This window comes from Pseudomonas sp. stari2 (assembly GCF_040760005.1).
In the GTDB taxonomy this organism is placed as follows: Bacteria; Pseudomonadota; Gammaproteobacteria; order Pseudomonadales; family Pseudomonadaceae; genus Aquipseudomonas.
Map to the genome: position 1 here is coordinate 2,364,098 of NZ_CP099760.1, position 17,601 is coordinate 2,381,698.

Annotated in this window: 16 protein-coding genes and 5 tRNA genes; 13 read left to right on the forward strand and 8 right to left on the reverse strand. The window is 59.6% G+C overall.

From position 1 onward, the window contains the following. The first annotated feature begins 75 nt into the window (after window positions 1–75). Window positions 76–1,518 (forward strand): mechanosensitive ion channel domain-containing protein, encoded by a 1,443-nt coding sequence (locus NH234_RS10695; protein ID WP_367256463.1) that lies wholly within the window; start codon window positions 76–78, stop codon window positions 1,516–1,518. Window positions 1,519–1,524: 6 nt separating this feature from the next. Here NH234_RS10695 and NH234_RS10700 read toward each other — a convergent pair whose 3' ends face one another. After that, a complete protein-coding gene (locus tag NH234_RS10700; protein ID WP_367256464.1) occupies window positions 1,525–2,112 on the reverse strand; it encodes a GNAT family N-acetyltransferase in 588 nt (195 codons plus the stop codon). Between the two features lie 119 nt (window positions 2,113–2,231). On the opposite strand from NH234_RS10700, the gene xth reads away from it, so the two are divergent. Both xth and NH234_RS10710 read left to right on the forward strand, forming a co-directional pair. Next, window positions 2,232–3,026 carry an exodeoxyribonuclease III gene (xth, locus tag NH234_RS10705; protein WP_085732461.1) on the forward strand — a complete coding sequence of 265 codons (795 nt, stop codon included), beginning with the start codon at window positions 2,232–2,234 and terminating at the stop codon, window positions 3,024–3,026. Between the two features lie 101 nt (window positions 3,027–3,127). Further along, window positions 3,128–3,955: an arylamine N-acetyltransferase gene (locus tag NH234_RS10710; RefSeq protein WP_367256465.1), complete on the forward strand. Its 828-nt coding sequence runs from the start codon at window positions 3,128–3,130 to the stop codon at window positions 3,953–3,955. Window positions 3,956–3,958: 3 nt separating this feature from the next. Here NH234_RS10710 and NH234_RS10715 read toward each other — a convergent pair whose 3' ends face one another. Both NH234_RS10715 and NH234_RS10720 read right to left on the reverse strand, forming a co-directional pair. Further along, a complete protein-coding gene (locus NH234_RS10715; RefSeq protein WP_085732463.1) occupies window positions 3,959–4,288 on the reverse strand; it encodes a BrnA antitoxin family protein in 330 nt (109 codons plus the stop codon). 3 nt (window positions 4,289–4,291) lie between these two features. Further along, window positions 4,292–4,576 (reverse strand): BrnT family toxin, encoded by a 285-nt coding sequence (locus tag NH234_RS10720; RefSeq protein ID WP_085732464.1) that lies wholly within the window; start codon window positions 4,574–4,576, stop codon window positions 4,292–4,294. A gap of 255 nt (window positions 4,577–4,831) precedes the next feature. Here NH234_RS10720 and NH234_RS10725 point away from each other — a divergent pair, with 255 nt between their 5' ends. Next, window positions 4,832–6,352: a nucleobase:cation symporter-2 family protein gene (locus NH234_RS10725; protein ID WP_085700168.1), complete on the forward strand. Its 1,521-nt coding sequence runs from the start codon at window positions 4,832–4,834 to the stop codon at window positions 6,350–6,352. Between the two features lie 123 nt (window positions 6,353–6,475). Here NH234_RS10725 and NH234_RS10730 read toward each other — a convergent pair. From NH234_RS10730 to NH234_RS10740, 3 genes are all read right to left on the reverse strand, one after another. After that, a tRNA-Asn gene (locus NH234_RS10730) sits at window positions 6,476–6,551 on the reverse strand. Between the two features lie 70 nt (window positions 6,552–6,621). Continuing rightward, window positions 6,622–6,822, reverse strand: coding sequence for a hypothetical protein (locus NH234_RS10735; RefSeq protein WP_065257405.1), 201 nt, complete (start codon window positions 6,820–6,822; stop codon window positions 6,622–6,624). Between the two features lie 111 nt (window positions 6,823–6,933). Further along, entirely contained in the window at window positions 6,934–8,130 is a 1,197-nt protein-coding gene (locus tag NH234_RS10740; RefSeq protein ID WP_367256466.1) for an amino acid aminotransferase, read from the reverse strand. Between the two features lie 336 nt (window positions 8,131–8,466). On the opposite strand from NH234_RS10740, the gene uvrB reads away from it, so the two are divergent. Next, window positions 8,467–10,482 (forward strand): excinuclease ABC subunit UvrB, encoded by a 2,016-nt coding sequence (gene uvrB, locus NH234_RS10745; RefSeq protein ID WP_085732465.1) that lies wholly within the window; start codon window positions 8,467–8,469, stop codon window positions 10,480–10,482. 6 nt (window positions 10,483–10,488) lie between these two features. On the opposite strand, the gene NH234_RS10750 is transcribed toward uvrB, so the two are convergent. Both NH234_RS10750 and NH234_RS10755 read right to left on the reverse strand, forming a co-directional pair. Then, on the reverse strand, window positions 10,489–11,979 hold the full coding sequence (locus tag NH234_RS10750) for an MDR family MFS transporter (RefSeq protein WP_170929632.1): 1,491 nt from the start codon (window positions 11,977–11,979) through the stop codon (window positions 10,489–10,491). A gap of 49 nt (window positions 11,980–12,028) precedes the next feature. Next, window positions 12,029–13,078: an HlyD family secretion protein gene (locus NH234_RS10755; protein WP_085732467.1), complete on the reverse strand. Its 1,050-nt coding sequence runs from the start codon at window positions 13,076–13,078 to the stop codon at window positions 12,029–12,031. A gap of 230 nt (window positions 13,079–13,308) precedes the next feature. On the opposite strand from NH234_RS10755, the gene gltX reads away from it, so the two are divergent. From gltX to NH234_RS10795, 8 genes are all read left to right on the forward strand, one after another. Continuing rightward, window positions 13,309–14,790: a glutamate--tRNA ligase gene (gene gltX / locus NH234_RS10760; RefSeq protein WP_085732468.1), complete on the forward strand. Its 1,482-nt coding sequence runs from the start codon at window positions 13,309–13,311 to the stop codon at window positions 14,788–14,790. Between the two features lie 202 nt (window positions 14,791–14,992). Continuing rightward, a tRNA-Ala gene (locus NH234_RS10765) sits at window positions 14,993–15,068 on the forward strand. A gap of 79 nt (window positions 15,069–15,147) precedes the next feature. Then, a tRNA-Glu gene (locus NH234_RS10770) sits at window positions 15,148–15,223 on the forward strand. A 53-nt stretch (window positions 15,224–15,276) separates the two neighbouring features. After that, window positions 15,277–15,352 (forward strand) — tRNA-Ala (locus NH234_RS10775). Between the two features lie 78 nt (window positions 15,353–15,430). Beyond that, window positions 15,431–15,506 (forward strand) — tRNA-Glu (locus NH234_RS10780). Window positions 15,507–15,688: 182 nt separating this feature from the next. Next, on the forward strand, window positions 15,689–16,228 hold the full coding sequence (locus NH234_RS10785; protein ID WP_011333341.1) for a TetR/AcrR family transcriptional regulator: 540 nt from the start codon (window positions 15,689–15,691) through the stop codon (window positions 16,226–16,228). A 30-nt stretch (window positions 16,229–16,258) separates the two neighbouring features. Continuing rightward, window positions 16,259–17,092: an alpha/beta fold hydrolase gene (locus tag NH234_RS10790; protein WP_367256467.1), complete on the forward strand. Its 834-nt coding sequence runs from the start codon at window positions 16,259–16,261 to the stop codon at window positions 17,090–17,092. A gap of 47 nt (window positions 17,093–17,139) precedes the next feature. Beyond that, on the forward strand, window positions 17,140–17,601 hold the full coding sequence (locus NH234_RS10795) for a thioesterase family protein (protein WP_085732471.1): 462 nt from the start codon (window positions 17,140–17,142) through the stop codon (window positions 17,599–17,601).

Here is a 17,601-nt window from a genome sequence, read left to right on the forward strand (position 1 = left end):
CGCCAAATCAATTGCTCCTACACTAAGCCCAATCTGTGCGATCTTCTCGCGATTGACCTCTGTCGGAGTTGTTTGATGCTGTCTCTGCTGACTGAACATCCGTTGTTCTGCGCGTTGATCCTGATCCTGCTCGACCTGGGCCTGTGGCGCCTGATCAGCTCCCGGGGCAGCGAATGGAAGCTGCTGGTGCGGGTGCTGATTTTCAGCCTGTTCAGCGTGCTGCTGTTCAACGAAGGCCTCAATCCGATGGAACCAGCGCCGTGGGCCGACAACGTGCCGCTGCATCTGGCAGCGACCGGGTTGCAGATCGGCTGGTGGCTGTTCGGTGCGCGCACCCTGACGGTGTTGATCGGGGCGGTGATGATGCAGCGAGTCGGACACACCGGGCGGTTGTTGCAGGATCTGCTCGGCGCGGTGATTTTCCTGATCGCCATTATTGCAGCACTGGCCTATGTGCTGGACCTGCCGGTCAAAGGCGTGCTGGCCACGTCCGGGGCCTTGGCGATCATCGTCGGTCTGGCGTTGCAGAGCACCTTGAGCGACGTGTTCTCCGGGATTGTCTTGAACACCACCAAGCCGTACCAGCTCGATGACTGGATTTCCATCGATGGCACCGAAGGGCGGGTCACCGACATCGATTGGCGCGCCACACGCCTGCAGACTTCTCAGGGCAGCATGGCGGTGATTCCCAACTCGCTGGCGGCCAAGGCCAAGATCATCAACTTCAGCCGGCCGAGCAACATGTTCGGCGTTTCCGTCAGCGTGCAGGTCAGCCCCCATGCTCGGCCGAATTCGGTGATCGATGCACTGGAACGGGCGATGCAGGGCTGTCGCCCGTTGCTGGACAGCCCGGCGCCAAGCTTCGCGTTGAAGAGCTCGAGCAGTGCCGGCGCGGAGTACGAGATCAGCGGCTTCGTGGCTTCGATGAGCGAGAAGCGTGCAGTGCGCAATCAGTTGTTCGATCTGGCTTACCGACACTTGCAGGCGTCCGGGGTCAATCTGTTGTCGAGCGATGAACCCGCCGCCCCGGCCCATCTCTCACGGCCACGGGCGCTGCTCGACAGTTCGCCGATCTTCTCGACCCTGCGCCAGGAAGAGAAAGAGACCTTCAGCCAGAACATGGCCCTGCAAACCTTCCGCGCCGGCGAGATCATTCTGGCGGGCGGCGAGGTCAGCGACCACCTGTTCATCGTCGAGTCCGGTGTGGTCTCGGTGACTTTGAACCGGCACGGCGTTCCGTTCGAATCAGGGCGCATGGGACCGGGAGAAGTGATCGGCGAGGCCGGGATTCTTTCCGATACCTCGTTGCCGGCCGACTTTTCCGCCAAGACGTTCTGCGCTCTGTACCGCATCGAGAAGTCGTATCTCAAGCCTTGCCTGGATGCTCGTCATGACATCAACGATGCAATGAAGGCGCTGCTCGATTTCCGCCTGCTCAAGGCGCAGGCGCTGACTCAGGAAACGCCGGTAGCCGCACCGAAAAGAGGCTTCCTGCAGTGGCTGCGCAATCGCGCCTGAATCGGATCAGTGGTGTTTGTATCCGGCAAGTTTCTGTTCGAGGTTCTGACGCACCTGCGGCCATTCGTCATCGATGATGCTGAAGCGCACCGAGTTGCGCTTGCGGCCGTCGGGCATGATCCGCTCGTGTCGCACGATGCCTTCCTGTTGTGCGCCCAGGCGCAGGATCGCATGGCGTGATTTCTGGTTGTTTTCGTCGGTGGTGAATTGCACGCGCACGCAATCAAGCACCTCGAAGGCGTGGCGCAGCATCAGGTACTTGGCCTCGGTGTTGACGAAGGTTTTCTGAAAGCGTGCCGCGATCCAACTGCTGCCGATCTCCAGTTTGCGATTGAGCGGGTCTATCTTCCAGAAACGAGTCGAGCCGATCACTTCACCGGTCTTTTTCAACACAATTGCAAACGGCATGACCGTGCCGGCCTCACGCCCGTCGAGGGCCTTTTTCAGATAGCTGTCGACAGTGCTCGCCGACGGCACCACGGTGACGGTGAGATTCCATAACTCGCCGTCGGCTGCAGCGTGGAGCAGGGCGTCGGCATCGGTGTATTGGAGAGGGCGCAGGACGATGCCCTGGCCTTGCAGTGTGGTGTGCATGTGGCGATTCTCGACGGATCAGGCGAGGCCCTATTACGCCGTATGGAAAGGATCCCACGCAACCGTCGCGGGGGGGCTGATGTCACAGTTTTTATCGGTCAACAGCAGGAACACGGACGATGAAAAAAATGCGGATTGCCACGTTCAACGTCAACGGCCTGCGTGCCCGTCTGCCGAATCTGCTGGAGTGGCTCAGGCGCGAGCAGCCGGACATCGTCTGTTTACAGGAACTCAAAATGGTGGACGGCGCGTTTCCTGCCGCCGATCTGGAGGCCGCCGGTTACGGTGCCATCTGGCACGGTCAGGCGTCATGGAACGGCGTGGCGATTCTTGCCCGCGATGCGCAACCGCTGGAGAGCCGGCGCGGTCTGCCCGGCGATCCTGACGATAAACACAGTCGCTATCTCGAAGCGGCGGTGCACGGGGTGTTGGTGGGGTGCCTGTATCTGCCCAATGGCAATCCGCAACCGGGGCCGAAGTTCGATTACAAACTGGCCTGGTTCGAGCGCCTGATCACCTACGCCCAGGCTTTGCAAAGCAGCGATCACCCGGTGGTGCTGGCCGGCGATTACAATGTAGTGCCCACTGATCTGGATATCTACAACACCCGCTCGTGGCTCAAGGATGCGCTGTTGCAACCGCAAAGCCGAGAGTGCTACCAGCGTCTGCTGGATCAGGGCTGGACGGATTCGTTGCGGCACCTGTATCCCGAAGATCGGCTGTACACGTTCTGGGATTACTTCCGCCAGCACTGGCAGAAGAACTCCGGATTGCGCATCGACCATTTGCTGCTCAATCCGGCATTGACGCCCTATTTGCTGGAGGCAGGCGTCGATGCCTGGGTGCGGAACGAGCCCCATGCCAGTGATCATGCGCCGACCTGGATTCGAATTGGCTCACGCAAGAAACGCTGACAGGCGATTGGTTATTTCAATTGTCGATCCGGGGCTCTGATCCCGTATACATGGCGACCATCGGCGGAGTGATCCGCGTCTCCATGCATAAGGACCGAGCAATGAGCGAGCCACGCCTGACGAATCTGGAACAGTATCTGCAACGGTTGGGATTCGACACGCCCCCGGCACCGACCCTCGAAACGCTGCGCCTGTTGCAGTTGCGCCATACCGGGGCATTTCCCTTCGAGAATCTTTCGACGCTCAGCGGCGAACCTGTACTGATCGATCTGCCGTCAATACAGCGCAAGGTTCTGGAGGATACCCGTGGCGGTTACTGCTACGAACTCAACAATCTGTTTCTGGCCTTGTTGCTGGAGCTGGGGTTCGATGCACGAGGCATCAGCGGCCGTGTGGTCATGAATGAGCCCGAAGGCAGCTGGACGGCACGGACTCACCGTTTGAGTCTGGTGACCCTGGACGGCGTGCGGTACATCACCGACGTGGGTTTTGGCGGCATGGTCCCGACTGCTCCGCTGATTCTGGATACCGAGGCCGAGCAGTCCACACCCCACGAGCCTTATCGCATCGAAGTGCAGGCCGATGGCTACATGTTGCGGGCCAGGGTCGCTGGCGAATGGCGGCCGATGTACCTGTTCGACCTGCAACGCCAGGAAGACATCGATTACACCCTCGGCAACTGGTACGTCTCGACTCATCCGGATTCACCGTTCGCTCAGCGCCTGATGGTCGCGCGTACCGGCGACGGCTGGCGGCGCACGTTGAACAACGGCAGTTTCGCGATCCACCGCATGGGCGCCGAGAGCGAGCGGCGTGAGGTAACGGATATCGATGAACTGATCGAACTGCTGGAAAGGGAGTTCGGCCTGCGCTTGCCGCACCAGCCCGGTGCGCGTCTGGCGCTGGCGCGCTTGATTCAACCGGTTTGAAGTCTAAGGTTTTGCCTCCGGCTCCAGCACCCGGCGGATCTCGTTCACTGCTGCCGACAGTTTTTTCTCAAGACTTTTGAGGTCGGTGGCGGTGATTCCTTGCTTGAATTGCCCGCTGGAGTGCTCGAGTTCATCGGTGGCGCCACGGCTGTTAAGTAATGCGTGGCGCAGGGTGTTGTTGATTACCGTCTGATAACCAAACCCTTCCTCTTCGGCGACCGTACGTGCGGCCTCGATGACTGCATCATCAAGCATGATGGTGATGCGCGTCTTACCCTTGTTGGACGCCAATGCGCCGCGTTTTCCCTGAGAGAAGTCGTATTCGTCTTTCATAGGTCAAGCCTCCAGAAGATATTTGCGACGTTCGCTCGGTGTAGCGACACGTGCGGAAATGATTCGAACGAAATTCGGTTCGCGGTAACTGTACGCAACAACCAGCAAACGTCCTTTGCCGTCGTTGCCGAGTGTGATCCAGCGTTGCTCGTCATGGTCGTTGTCTTCAATCGTCAGTGCTCGGTCGTCGTAGAAGACCGGTTCAGCCTCGGCGAGGCTGATCCCTCTGTGCTTGAGTTTGTTGGCAGCATTCTTGCTTTTGTCGAACTGAATCTTGAATGACTTCATTATGCATACTTTATATGTATAAAAAAGAGTGCGACCGCGCCGTCGGTCGCCATGAACACTTCAGCCTAGGTGGATAAAAAGGGGGGGCAGTCAACGATGTGTTGCCGGATTTGTGGGGGACTAAAGCAGCGAGATAGAAGGTTGGGTGGCTAGCTAACCATTATGTGACTGATAAGTTGTATACAAGTATATGGACATTTGTCCTGACTCTTGCATACAGTGTGCGCATAACAAAAACCAGGGAACTCCCCCACCATGAAAACGCCCCATGTTTCACACCAACGGCCCGAGGACGAGAATCTCGGGGTCGGCGCGAATATGGCTTACGGCCTGCAACACGTTCTGACCATGTATGGCGGTATCGTCGCGGTGCCATTGATCATCGGTCAGGCCGCCGGGCTTTCGCCCGCGGACATTGGTCTGTTGATTGCTGCTTCATTGTTTGCGGGGGGGCTGGCCACGTTGCTGCAAACCCTGGGTCTACCGTTTTTCGGATGTCAGTTACCGCTGGTGCAGGGCGTGTCGTTCTCCGGTGTTGCCACGATGGTGGCGATTGTCAGCAGCGGTGGGGAGGGCGGCTTTCAGTCGGTACTTGGCGCGGTGATCGCGGCGTCGCTGATTGGCTTGCTGATCACGCCGGTGTTTTCACGAATCACCAAGTTTTTCCCGCCGCTGGTCACGGGCATCGTGATCACCACCATCGGTCTGACGCTGATGCCGGTGGCTGCACGCTGGGCCATGGGCGGCAACAGTCACGCGCCTGACTTCGGCAGCATGCAGAACATTGGTCTGGCGGCGGTCACGCTGGTGTTGGTGTTGCTGCTGAGCAAAGTCGGCAGCTCAACCATCTCGCGTCTGTCGATCCTGTTGGCCATGGTGATCGGCACGGTGCTGGCGGTGTTCCTCGGCATGGCGGACTTCTCCAACGTCACCCAGGGCCCGATGTTCGGCTTCCCGACACCGTTCCATTTCGGCATGCCGACCTTCCACTTCGCTGCAATCCTGTCGATGTGCATCGTGGTCATGGTGACCCTGGTGGAAACCTCGGCGGACATCCTGGCGGTCGGTGAAATCATCGGCACCAAGGTCGACTCCAAGCGTCTGGGCAATGGTCTGCGGGCGGACATGCTGTCGAGCATGTTTGCGCCGATCTTCGGCTCGTTCACCCAGAGCGCCTTCGCCCAGAACGTCGGGCTGGTGGCGGTGACCGGGATCAAGAGCCGTTATGTGGTGGCCACCGGCGGTATCTTCCTGGTGATCCTCGGCCTGCTGCCGTTCATGGGCCGGGTCATCGCGGCAGTACCGACTTCGGTGCTCGGCGGCGCCGGTATCGTACTGTTCGGCACCGTGGCGGCGAGCGGCATTCGCACGCTGTCCAAGGTTGATTACCGCAACAACGTCAACCTGATCATCGTCGCCACCTCGATCGGCTTCGGCATGATTCCGATTGCCGCGCCGAACTTCTACGATCACTTCCCGAGCTGGTTCGCGACCATTTTCCATTCGGGCATCAGCTCGTCGGCGATCATGGCGATCCTGCTGAACCTGGCGTTCAACCACTTCACGGCGGGTAACTCGGATCAGCAATCGGTGTTCGCGGCGGCGGAAGAGCGGACCCTGCGTTATCGGGATCTGGCGGCGCTGCGTGAAGGCGACTACTTCAGCGATGGCAAGCTGCATGACTGCGATGGCAATGAAGTGCCGGTGATCGATCCGGATTCGGATCACGGTCATGGCGCACCAAAGGTACATGCCAAGAGCAGCGAGCACGTCTGATCGCTGTTTTTGAAACAGAAAAGGGCCGATCAGTCGGGAAACTGATCGGCCCTTTTTATGGCGCGTACTTTTTCAACGCCCACAAAAAAGCCCCTGAATCTTTCGATTCAGGGGCTCTGTATTTGGCTCCACAACCTGGACTCGAACCAGGGACCCAGTGATTAACAGTCACTTGCTCTACCAACTGAGCTATTGCGGAATTGGTGCGTATGTTACTGATTTAAAAAGACTAGTCAAGCTTTGCCGGATGTTTTTTTGCTGAGCGGCTTTCAGCCACCGAATGTGAAGGTGCCCATCAGCAGTTTGGCGTACAGCGCCGTGGCCGCCAGTTGCACCAGCCAAAGGGCCAGTCCACCGAGAAACACGCCGGCCGCCACTTGCAGTACCAGGCTCTTTTCGCGTTTGCCCGAGGTGCGGGGTGGATAGTAGTCCAGCTCATCGCGGTCGGCGCGCAGGTCATCGTTTTTCATGTCGATTCTCTGAATTATCGTCTGTGTGCAGTCTAGAGGGTGTTGCAGCTTTTCTTCAGACAAATAAAAACGGGAAGCCCGAAGGTTTCCCGTTTTCAGTGCAGCGTCAGATCAGATGACCTGAACGATGGCGTCCGTCACGAGTTCGATGTTGCTCTGGTTCAGCGCGGCGACGCAGATGCGGCCGGTGTCCAGGGCGTAGATACCGAACTCGTTGCGCAGGCGGTGAACCTGCTCGGTGGTCAGGCCGGAGTAGGAGAACATGCCACGCTGACGGCCAACGAAGCTGAAATCACGCTGCGGGGCTTTCTTCGCCAGCAGAGCAACCATCTGCTCGCGCATGCCGCGAATGCGCAGGCGCATTTCAGCCAGTTCGGCTTCCCACTGGGCGCGCAGTTCCGGGCTGTTCAACACAGCGGCGACAACGCTTGCACCGTGAGTTGGCGGGTTGGAGTAGTTGGTGCGGATCACGCGCTTGACCTGCGACAGAACGCGGGCGCTTTCTTCTTTCGACTCGCTGACGATCGACAGGGCGCCGACGCGCTCGCCGTACAGCGAGAACGACTTGGAGAACGAGCTCGACACGAAGAAGGTCAGGCCGGATTCGGCGAACAGACGCACGGCAGCGGCGTCTTCGGCGATGCCGTCACCGAAACCCTGGTAAGCCATGTCGAGGAACGGCACGTGACCTTTGGCCTTGACCGCTTCCAGCACGTTGTTCCAGTCCGCCGGGCTCAGGTCGACGCCGGTCGGGTTGTGGCAGCAAGCGTGCAGCACGATGATCGAGCCGTTCGGCAGGGCGTTGAGGTCTTCAAGCAGGCCGGCACGGTTCACGTCGTGGGTGGCGGCGTCGTAGTAACGGTAGTTCTGCACCGGGAAACCGGCGGTTTCGAACAGCGCGCGGTGGTTTTCCCAGCTCGGGTCGCTGATTGCCACAACGGCGTTCGGCAGCAGTTGCTTGAGGAAGTCGGCACCGATTTTCAGTGCGCCGGTCCCGCCGACCGCCTGAGTGGTGACAACACGGCCAGCCGCCAGCAGTGGCGAATCATTGCCGAACAGCAGCTTTTGCACGGCCTGGTCGTAGGCCGCGATTCCGTCGATCGGCAGGTAGCCGCGGGAAGCGTGCTGGGCGGCGCGAATGGTTTCGGCTTCGATGACGGCGCGCAGGAGTGGAATTCGCCCCTCTTCGTTGCAGTACACACCCACCCCGAGGTTGACCTTATTGGTCCGGGTATCGGCGTTGAATGCTTCGTTGAGGCCCAGGATTGGATCGCGGGGTGCCATTTCGACAGCGGAGAACAGGCTCATTTTTACGGCAGCTCTAATGGAGAGTGGAGGGACGTGTGGCGCTCCAGCCGAATGCACTAGAGCGGTGCACAAACGGGGAGCTAGTATAGAGGCCATCATCGATCAATGGCGACAGGCGAATCGGGTTTTCAGGTAAGTTTTTCCGATTATTTCTTGACCGTTAGTCGAATGGACTTGTCGGAGACTTTACCGGATGTAGGACGTTTGCCTTGAAAGGCGAGGCAATCGGCTCCACATTCAGCACAATCTTCGTTTTTCCTTGCGCGACATCGGTCGTTTGCGGTCTTTCTCGTGGTGCTGCGGTTTGCCCGCAGCGTCGCGATTCCAGAGGTGTTTATGTCTGAATTCCAGCTCGTCACCCGATTCGACCCTGCCGGCGATCAGCCTGAAGCCATTCGCCAGATGGTCGAGGGCATTGAAGCCGGGCTGGCGCACCAGACGTTGCTCGGCGTGACCGGTTCGGGCAAGACCTTCAGCATCGCCAATGTGATTGCGCAGGTGCAGCGTCCGACCCTGGTGCTGGCGCCGAACAAGACCCTGGCCGCGCAGTTGTATGGCGAGTTCAAGTCGTTCTTCCCGAACAATGCCGTCGAATACTTCGTTTCCTACTACGACTACTACCAGCCCGAAGCCTATGTGCCGTCTTCCGACACCTTCATCGAGAAGGATGCGTCGATCAACGACCACATCGAGCAGATGCGTCTGTCGGCGACCAAGGCCTTGCTGGAGCGCAAGGATGCAATCATCGTTACGACCGTGTCGTGCATTTACGGTCTGGGCAGCCCGGAAACCTATTTGAAAATGGTGTTGCACGTCGATCGTGGCGACAAGCTCGATCAGCGTGCGTTGGTGCGGCGTCTGGCCGACCTGCAATACACCCGCAACGACATGGATTTCGCCCGGGCGACGTTTCGGGTACGCGGCGACGTGATCGACATTTATCCGGCCGAGTCCGACCTCGAAGCGATCCGGATCGAGCTGTTCGATGACGAAGTGGAGAGCATTTCCGCGTTCGACCCGCTCACCGGCGAGGTCATCCGCAAGCTGCCGCGATTCACCTTCTACCCGAAGAGCCACTATGTGACGCCCCGGGAAACCCTGCTCGACGCCATCGAGGGGATCAAGGTCGAGTTGCAGGAGCGCCTGGAATACCTGCGCAACAACAACAAACTGGTGGAAGCTCAGCGGCTGGAGCAGCGTACCCGGTTCGACCTGGAGATGATCCTCGAACTCGGCTACTGCAACGGCATCGAGAACTACTCGCGCTACCTGTCGGGCCGTCCGGCTGGCGCGCCGCCGCCGACCCTCTACGATTACCTGCCGGCCGACGCGTTGCTGGTGATCGACGAATCCCATGTCAGCGTGCCGCAGGTCGGCGCGATGTATAAGGGCGACCGTTCACGTAAGGAAACACTGGTGGAATACGGTTTCCGCCTGCCATCGGCGCTGGATAACCGGCCGATGCGTTTCGACGAGTGGGAAGGGGTGAGCCCGCAGACGATTTTCGTTTCGGCCACGCCCGGCAACTACGAAGCCGAGCACGCCGGTCGGGTGATCGAGCAAGTGGTGCGCCCGACCGGTCTGGTCGATCCGCAGGTTGAAGTACGACCGGCGCTGACTCAGGTCGACGATCTTTTGTCGGAAATCACCAAGCGGGTAGCGCTGGAGGAGCGGGTGCTAGTCACCACGCTGACCAAGCGCATGGCAGAAGACCTGACCGATTACCTGGCCGACCACGGCATTCGTGTGCGTTATCTGCACTCGGACATCGACACCGTCGAGCGGGTCGAAATCATCCGCGACCTGCGCCTGGGCACCTTCGACGTGCTGGTGGGGATCAACCTGCTGCGTGAAGGCCTGGACATGCCGGAAGTCTCGCTGGTGGCGATCCTCGATGCGGACAAGGAAGGCTTCCTGCGTTCCGAGCGTTCGCTGATCCAGACCATCGGGCGTGCGGCACGTAACCTCAATGGCCGGGCGATTCTCTACGCGGATCGCATGACCGGTTCGATGGAGCGCGCTATCGGCGAAACCGAGCGGCGTCGCGACAAGCAGATCGCCTTCAACCTGGCCAACGGCATCACGCCGAAGGGCGTGTTCAAGGACGTCGCCGACATCATGGAAGGCGCCACTGTGCCTGGCTCGCGCAGCAAGAAGCGCAAAGGCATGGCCAAGGCCGCCGAAGAAAACGCCAAGTACGAAGCCGAATTGCGCTCGCCAAGCGAGATCACCAAGCGCATCCGCCAACTGGAAGAGAAGATGTACCAGTTGGCTCGCGACCTGGAGTTCGAAGCAGCGGCGCAGATGCGCGACGAGATCGCCAAGCTGCGCGAGCGGCTTTTGGCAGTCTGAGTCGAGTCAGTGTGCCTCGCCGGCCTTCAGGCCGGCGGGCAGTTTCTTGGTCAGCAAGATCGCCAGCATGCTGATCCCCAGCGCAATCCCGACGAAACGAAACGCATCGTTGTAGGCCATGATCAGCGCCTGCTGATGAACGATCTCGCTTAATTTCCCCAGCGCCGCCGTGTCGCTGCCGAAGCGATCGGTCATCGACGCCAGGCGCTCGGCTACCTGCGGGTTGGTGGGCACCACCGCTTCACGCAGGTAATCGAAATAGGTCTTGGTGCGAGCATCCAGCAATGTCGCGAGCAGGGCGATGCCGATGGCGCCGCCGAGGTTGCGCAGGATGTTGAACAGGCTCGACGCCGAGCCCGCGTCCTGCGGCAGGATGTAAGCCGTGGCGATCAGCGAAATGGTCACCATGATCAGCGGCTGGCCGAGGGCGCGGATGATCTGGATCTGATTGAACTGCGGCCCGGCAAAGTCCGGGTTGAGCACGCCGGATGAAAAACTCGCCAATCCGAACAGGCCAAACCCCAGTGTGCATAGCCATTTGGGCGACACGAACTTCATCAGCTTCGGCACCAGCGGAATCAGGAAAAGCTGGGGCACGCCCATCCACATGATCACTTCACCGATCTGCAACGCGTTGTAATTCTGGATCTGCGCCAGGTACAGCGGCAGCAAATAGATCGAACCGTACAGTCCGACGCCCATTCCGAGGCTGGAAATGCTCGATAGACCGAAATTGCGGTTGCGCAGGATGCCCAGGTTGATCAGCGGATTGGGCTTGGAGATCTGCACAATGACGAAGGTGATCAGGCTCAGCAGGGCGATGCTACCCAGCGTCACGATCAGGCTCGATTCCAGCCAGTCCTTGCGATGACCTTCTTCAAGAAACACCTGCAAGCAACCAAGCCCGATACCCAGTGTGAGAATGCCGGTGTAATCGGTGCTTTTCAGCAGTTCCCAATGGGCTTCTTTCTTCTCCAGGCCGTACATCAGACCGGCGATCATGATCAGGCCCGGCGGAATGTTGATATAGAAGATGTACTCCCAGCCCCAGTTTTCCGTGAGCCAGCCGCCGAGGGTCGGGCCGATGGAGGGGGCGAAAGTAGCGGTCATGGCGAACATCGCCATGCCTTTGGCGCGGTGGTGTTCGGGGAGTTTGATCAGGGTCAGGGTGAAGGCCAGCGGAATCAGCGCGCCGCCAGTGAAACCCTGCATGGCGCGGAACACGATCATGCTGTCGAGGCTCCAGGCCATCGAACACAGCAAGGATGAAATCAGAAACCCCAGCGACACCCACACCGCCAGGCGCCGTGCTGAAAGCAACTGCACCAGCCACGCAGTCAGCGGAATCATGATGATTTCCGCCACCAGGTACGAGGTGGAAATCCACGAGCCCTCTTCCAGGGTCGCCGACAGTGCGCCTTGAATGTCCTTGAGCGACGAGTTGGTGATCTGGATGTCGAGCACCGCCATGAAGGCGCCGAGCATCACGCTCATCACCGCGATCCAGTCCCGCCGGGTCGGCTCGCCGACCGGGCGGATCAGTTGATCACCGGCCATTGTCTGGGGCGTCTTTGATATTCACGGTGGCGGTGACCGACATGCCCGGACGGATCTTGCCGTGCAGCGGGTTATCGGCCTTGAAGGTCAGCTTGACCGGAATCCGCTGTACGACCTTGGTGAAGTTGCCGGTGGCATTGTCCGGAGGCAACAGACTGAATTGCGCGCCGGAGGCCGCGAACAGGCTGTCGACCCTGGCTTCGATCGGCGTATCGCCATAGGCATCGAAGACCAGTTCGGCCTTCTGCCCCGGTTGCATGTGGCCGATCTGGGTTTCCTTGAAGTTGGCCTGCACCCAGATGTCTTCGTCCGGGACGATCGACAGCAGATACGCGCCGGCCTGAACAATCTGGCCATTGCGTGCGGCGCGTTGGCCGACGAGGCCGCTGATCGGTGCGTGGATTTCGCTGCGGGTCAAGTTCAGTTCGGCCTGGGCGAGGTCGGCGCGGGCGTTGGCGATCTGTGCGTCGAGGCGCTTGATCTCGGCATTCAGTGCGCTGACCTGCTGGCGCTGACTTTGCGCATCGGCCTGGGCCTTGGCCACTTGCGAGCGGGCGATGTGGTTGTCGGCGGAGAGGGTGGTGACCCGCTCCTCGGAAACGAAACCGGGTTTGCGCAGGGCTTCTGCGCGGGACAGGTCAATTTGCGAACGACCCAGTGTGGCTTGCGTAGTTGCCACTTGTGCTTCGCTGGCGGCGATCAGGCTGGCTTGTTGGGTCAGTTTGCTCTGGGCCTGCAGGCGCTCGGCTTCACGGGTGGCGAGGGCGGCATTGGCGCGATCGACGGCGAGGCGGAAGTCGTCACCTTCGAGACGGACCAGCAACTGGCCTTTTTCCACGTGCTGGTTGTCCTGCACCAGGACTTCGTCGATGCGCGCGCTCAACTGACTCGACACGCGGGTGATTTCACCTTGGACATAGGCGTTGTCGGTGCTTTCATAAAAGCGTCCTTTGAAAAACCAATGAGCGAAAAAGCCCCCGGCAATCAGCAGGACGAGCAGCAGGAAAATGAGCAGGCGACGCTTGAGTTGGGCAGGCATGGGCAAACTGTAGTCGAGGAATTGTAAGGAAAGTTATCTGCAGGCGAATCTGGCATACAGCCGATGAACGGTAAATGCCGTCTGCTGATATTCAGCCATTCGCCACGGCCTACGGGCGTTACAGACGCAAAATTGGCTTAAATGCCCTGCCCGCTGGAGCGGGGCGGGTGTCGCCTGTTACCATTCGCCGCTTGATTGTTCTTTGCTTTTCATTCTTTTCGAGACATGCCATGACCACCGTCCGCACTCGCATCGCGCCATCGCCTACCGGGGATCCCCACGTAGGTACCGCCTACATCGCATTGTTCAACTACTGCTTTGCCAAGCAGCACGGCGGTGAGTTCATCCTGCGCATTGAAGACACCGATCAGTTGCGTTCGACCCGCGAGTCCGAACAGCAGATTTTCGACGCTCTGCGCTGGCTCGGCATCGACTGGAGCGAAGGCCCGGACGTCGGCGGCCCGCACGGTCCTTACCGTCAGAGCGAGCGCGGCGATATCTACCAGAAGTACTGCCAGCAACTGGTCGACATGGGCCACGCCTTTCCGTGCTTCTGCACCGCTGAAGAACTGGACCAGATGCGCGCCGAGCAAATGGCTCGTGGCGAAACCCCGCGTTACGACGGCCGTGCATTGTTGCTGTCCAAGGAAGAAGTCGCCCGTCGCCTGGCTGCCGGCGAGCCGCACGTGATCCGCATGAAAGTGCCGACCGAAGGCGTCTGCGTGGTGCCGGACATGCTGCGTGGCGATGTCGAGATCCCGTGGGATCGCATGGATATGCAGGTGCTGATGAAGACCGACGGCCTGCCGACGTACTTCCTGGCCAACGTGGTCGACGATCACCTGATGGGCATCACTCACGTGCTGCGCGGTGAAGAGTGGCTGCCATCGGCGCCGAAACTGATCCTGCTTTACGAATACTTCGGCTGGGAACAACCGGAGCTGTGCTACATGCCGCTGCTGCGTAACCCGGACAAGAGCAAGTTGTCCAAGCGCAAGAACCCGACCTCGGTGACGTTCTACGAGCGCATGGGCTTCATGCCTGAAGCGATGCTCAACTACTTGGGCCGCATGGGCTGGTCGATGCCGGACGAGCGCGAGAAGTTCTCGCTGCAGGAAATGGTCGACAACTTCGACCTCAAGCGCGTGTCGCTGGGCGGGCCGATTTTCGACATCGAGAAGCTGTCGTGGCTCAACGGTCAGTGGTTGCGTGATCTGCCGGTCGAAGAGTTCGCCGCTCGCATACAGAAGTGGGCGTTCAATTCTGAATACATGATGAAGATCGCGCCGCACGTTCAGGGCCGTGTCGAAACTTTCAGCCAGGTTGCACCGCTGGCCGGATTCTTCTTCGCCGGTGGCGTGAATCCGGATGCCAAGCTGTTCGAGTCGAAAAAGCTCTCGGGTGATCAGGTTCGTCAACTGATGCAGTTGATCCTGTGGAAACTGGAAAGCCTGCGCCAGTGGGAGAAGGACAGCATCACTGCGACGATTCAGGCAGTGGTGGAATCCCTCGAGCTGAAGCTGCGTGATGCGATGCCGCTGATGTTCGCGGCAATCACCGGTCAGGCGAGTTCGGTGTCGGTGCTCGATGCAATGGAGATCCTCGGGCCGGACCTGACCCGTTTCCGTCTGCGCCAGGCGCTTGACCTGCTGGGCGGCGTGTCGAAGAAAGAAAACAAAGAGTGGGAAAAGCTGTTGGGCGCTATTGCCTGATTGCGTTTGAGTCTGCAGGACGCGCCGCAGGTCAGGATTTTTTGATCCCGTCCTGCGGCGTTTTCCCCCGAATTTACGGGGGGAGGGCGGTAAGTGATTGTTATGCCGACAAAAAATTTTGAAATTTTTCAAAAATAAGTTTGACAGGCTTTCGATACGCCCTTAAGATTCGCCCCGTCCTCAGCGATGACATCAACGATGAGGGGCTATAGCTCAGCTGGGAGAGCGCTTGCATGGCATGCAAGAGGTCGACGGTTCGATCCCGTCTAGCTCCACCAATTTACACTTCGAAGCCTGGCCACACCGGTTTCGAAGCGATCAACACTCAGCGTTGATCAGCTGTATAGAAGGGTTTGCGTCCCCTTCGTCTAGTGGCCTAGGACACCGCCCTTTCACGGCGGTAACAGGGGTTCGAGTCCCCTAGGGGACGCCAGTTTTACAGAAGCGATGTTGCAAGATGTCGCTCCGCCGTGAGGCGAAAAATCCGGGGCTATAGCTCAGCTGGGAGAGCGCCTGCATGGCATGCAGGAGGTCAGCGGTTCGATCCCGCTTAGCTCCACCAATTTACAGTTCAAGGTCTGGCCACACCGGCCTTGAATCGATCAGGTCTCAGCACTGATCAGTTGTACAGAAGGTTTGTGTCCCCTTCGTCTAGTGGCCTAGGACACCGCCCTTTCACGGCGGTAACAGGGGTTCGAGTCCCCTAGGGGACGCCACGATTACCCGCTATGCGGGATTTATAAGGGTCATTCAATTATTGAATGGCCCTTTTGTTTGTCTGGCGTTTGGCCAAATCCTCTTTTTCCTTAACACTGTGCTTCAGACCAGCGGTCACGCGCGTGACTTGCGGAATATTATTATGAGAATAATATTGCTATCGTAATATTCGGAGGCGACGATGAACGACAAGAAAGCTCAAACCCGCGAACGCATTCTCAAGGCCGCCAGCGCTGCACTGATCCAGCGCGGCCCGGCTGAGCCGAGCGTGGGCGAAGTGATGGGTGCGGCCGGCCTGACCGTCGGTGGCTTCTACGCACACTTCGAAAGCAAGGACGCCATGATGCTTGAGGCGTTCAAGCAATTGCTCGGTCGCCGTCGCGACCTGATTGCCGACATGGACAGCGAGCTGACCGGTGAAGAGCGCCGCGCCCTGGTGGCCGCTTTCTACCTGTCGCGCAAGCATCGCGATTCCAGCGATTCGGCCTGCCCGATTCCGGCCTCCATTGGTGAGCTGGGGCGTCTGCCAGAAGCGTTCCGGATCGCATTGAACGAACACTTGGAATTGATGATTGCGCAGTTGGCCGCAACGCCGGAAGACACCGATAAAGCGTTGGCCGACGTGGCCTTGATGGTGGGTGGTCTGGCGCTCGCGAGGGCGTTGGGCCCTGGAGATTTATCTGATCGATTGCTGCGCGCTGCCAAGTCGGCGGTGCGTTGACCTGAAGGCTACAAGCCCGAGGAGAGAGCGATGAGCACGTTGAAGTGGGTTCGTGGCGTTAATGGCACCTTGGGCTGGTTTGCACCGAAACTGGTGGCAAGCAAAATGCGACTGGCATTCATGACCCCTCGCGCCAATGCGCCACGGGATTGGGAATTGCCGCTGCTGGCGAAATCCGAGCGGATCACTTTGCGTTTCGGCCTCTCTGCGCTGCGCTGGGGGCAAGGCCCAACGGTTCTGCTGATGCACGGTTGGGAGGGGCGACCAACCCAGTTTGCCGCGCTGATCACGGCGCTGGTCGAATCCGGTTACACCGTTGTTGCTCTCGACGGTCCGGCCCACGGTTGTTCGCCAGGGCGCGAAGCCAACGTCGTACTGTTTGCCCGCGCCATGCTCGAAGCCGCTGCTGAGTTGCCACCACTGCAAGCGGTCATCGGCCACTCCATGGGTGGTGCCAGTGCCATGCTCGCGGTGCAGTTGGGGCTGCGCACCGAAACCCTGGTCAGTATTGCCGCACCGGCTCGCATTCTGGGCGTGTTGCGCGGATTTGCCCGCTACGTCGGGATGCCGCCAAGAGCTCGTTCTGCCTTCATTCGGCAAGTCGAACAGGACGTCGGCATGCGCGCCGCGACCCTCGATGTCGCTCACTATCAACTGGATATGCCAGGTCTGATCGTGCACGCCGAGGACGACACGTTCGTCTCGGTCAAGGAATCCCAACTGATCCACGAATCCTGGTTCGACAGCCGATTGCTGCGCCTGGAAGCCGGCGGCCACCAGCGCGTGCTGGCCGACCCTCGGGTGATTGATGGCGTGTTATCACTGCTGGCCGGTCGCAGCCTTCAGGCGCGGCAATCGGCGTAGTCATCCGTTACACTGCCCCGGTTGAATCATTTGACCGGGAGTAGGGCATGGGCTGGGATCGGGCAACGCCGTTTACCATTGATCTGCAAGTGGGCGCCGAGGACATCGACGGGCTGGGGCACGCGAACAACGCGGTGTACGTGTCCTGGCTCGAACGTTGCGCCTGGCGTCACTCGCAGCGGCTGGGCCTGGATCTGGTCGAGTACCGTCGTCTGGACCGGGCGATGGCGGTAGTACGGCACGAAATCGACTATCTGGCCGCCGCCTACGAAGGCGACGAACTGCAACTGGCGACCTGGATCGTCGATTGGGATCAGCGACTGAAAATGACTCGTCACTTCCAGCTGATTCGCCCCAGCGATAACACCACGCTATTGCGCGCCCAGACCACCTTCGTCTGCATCGAGTTGTCCACCGGCAGGCCCAAGCGCATGCCCGCCGAGTTCATCGAAGGCTACGGCCCGGCCATCCAGACAGCGGACATGGGTTTAACCCGCGAAACCCAGTAA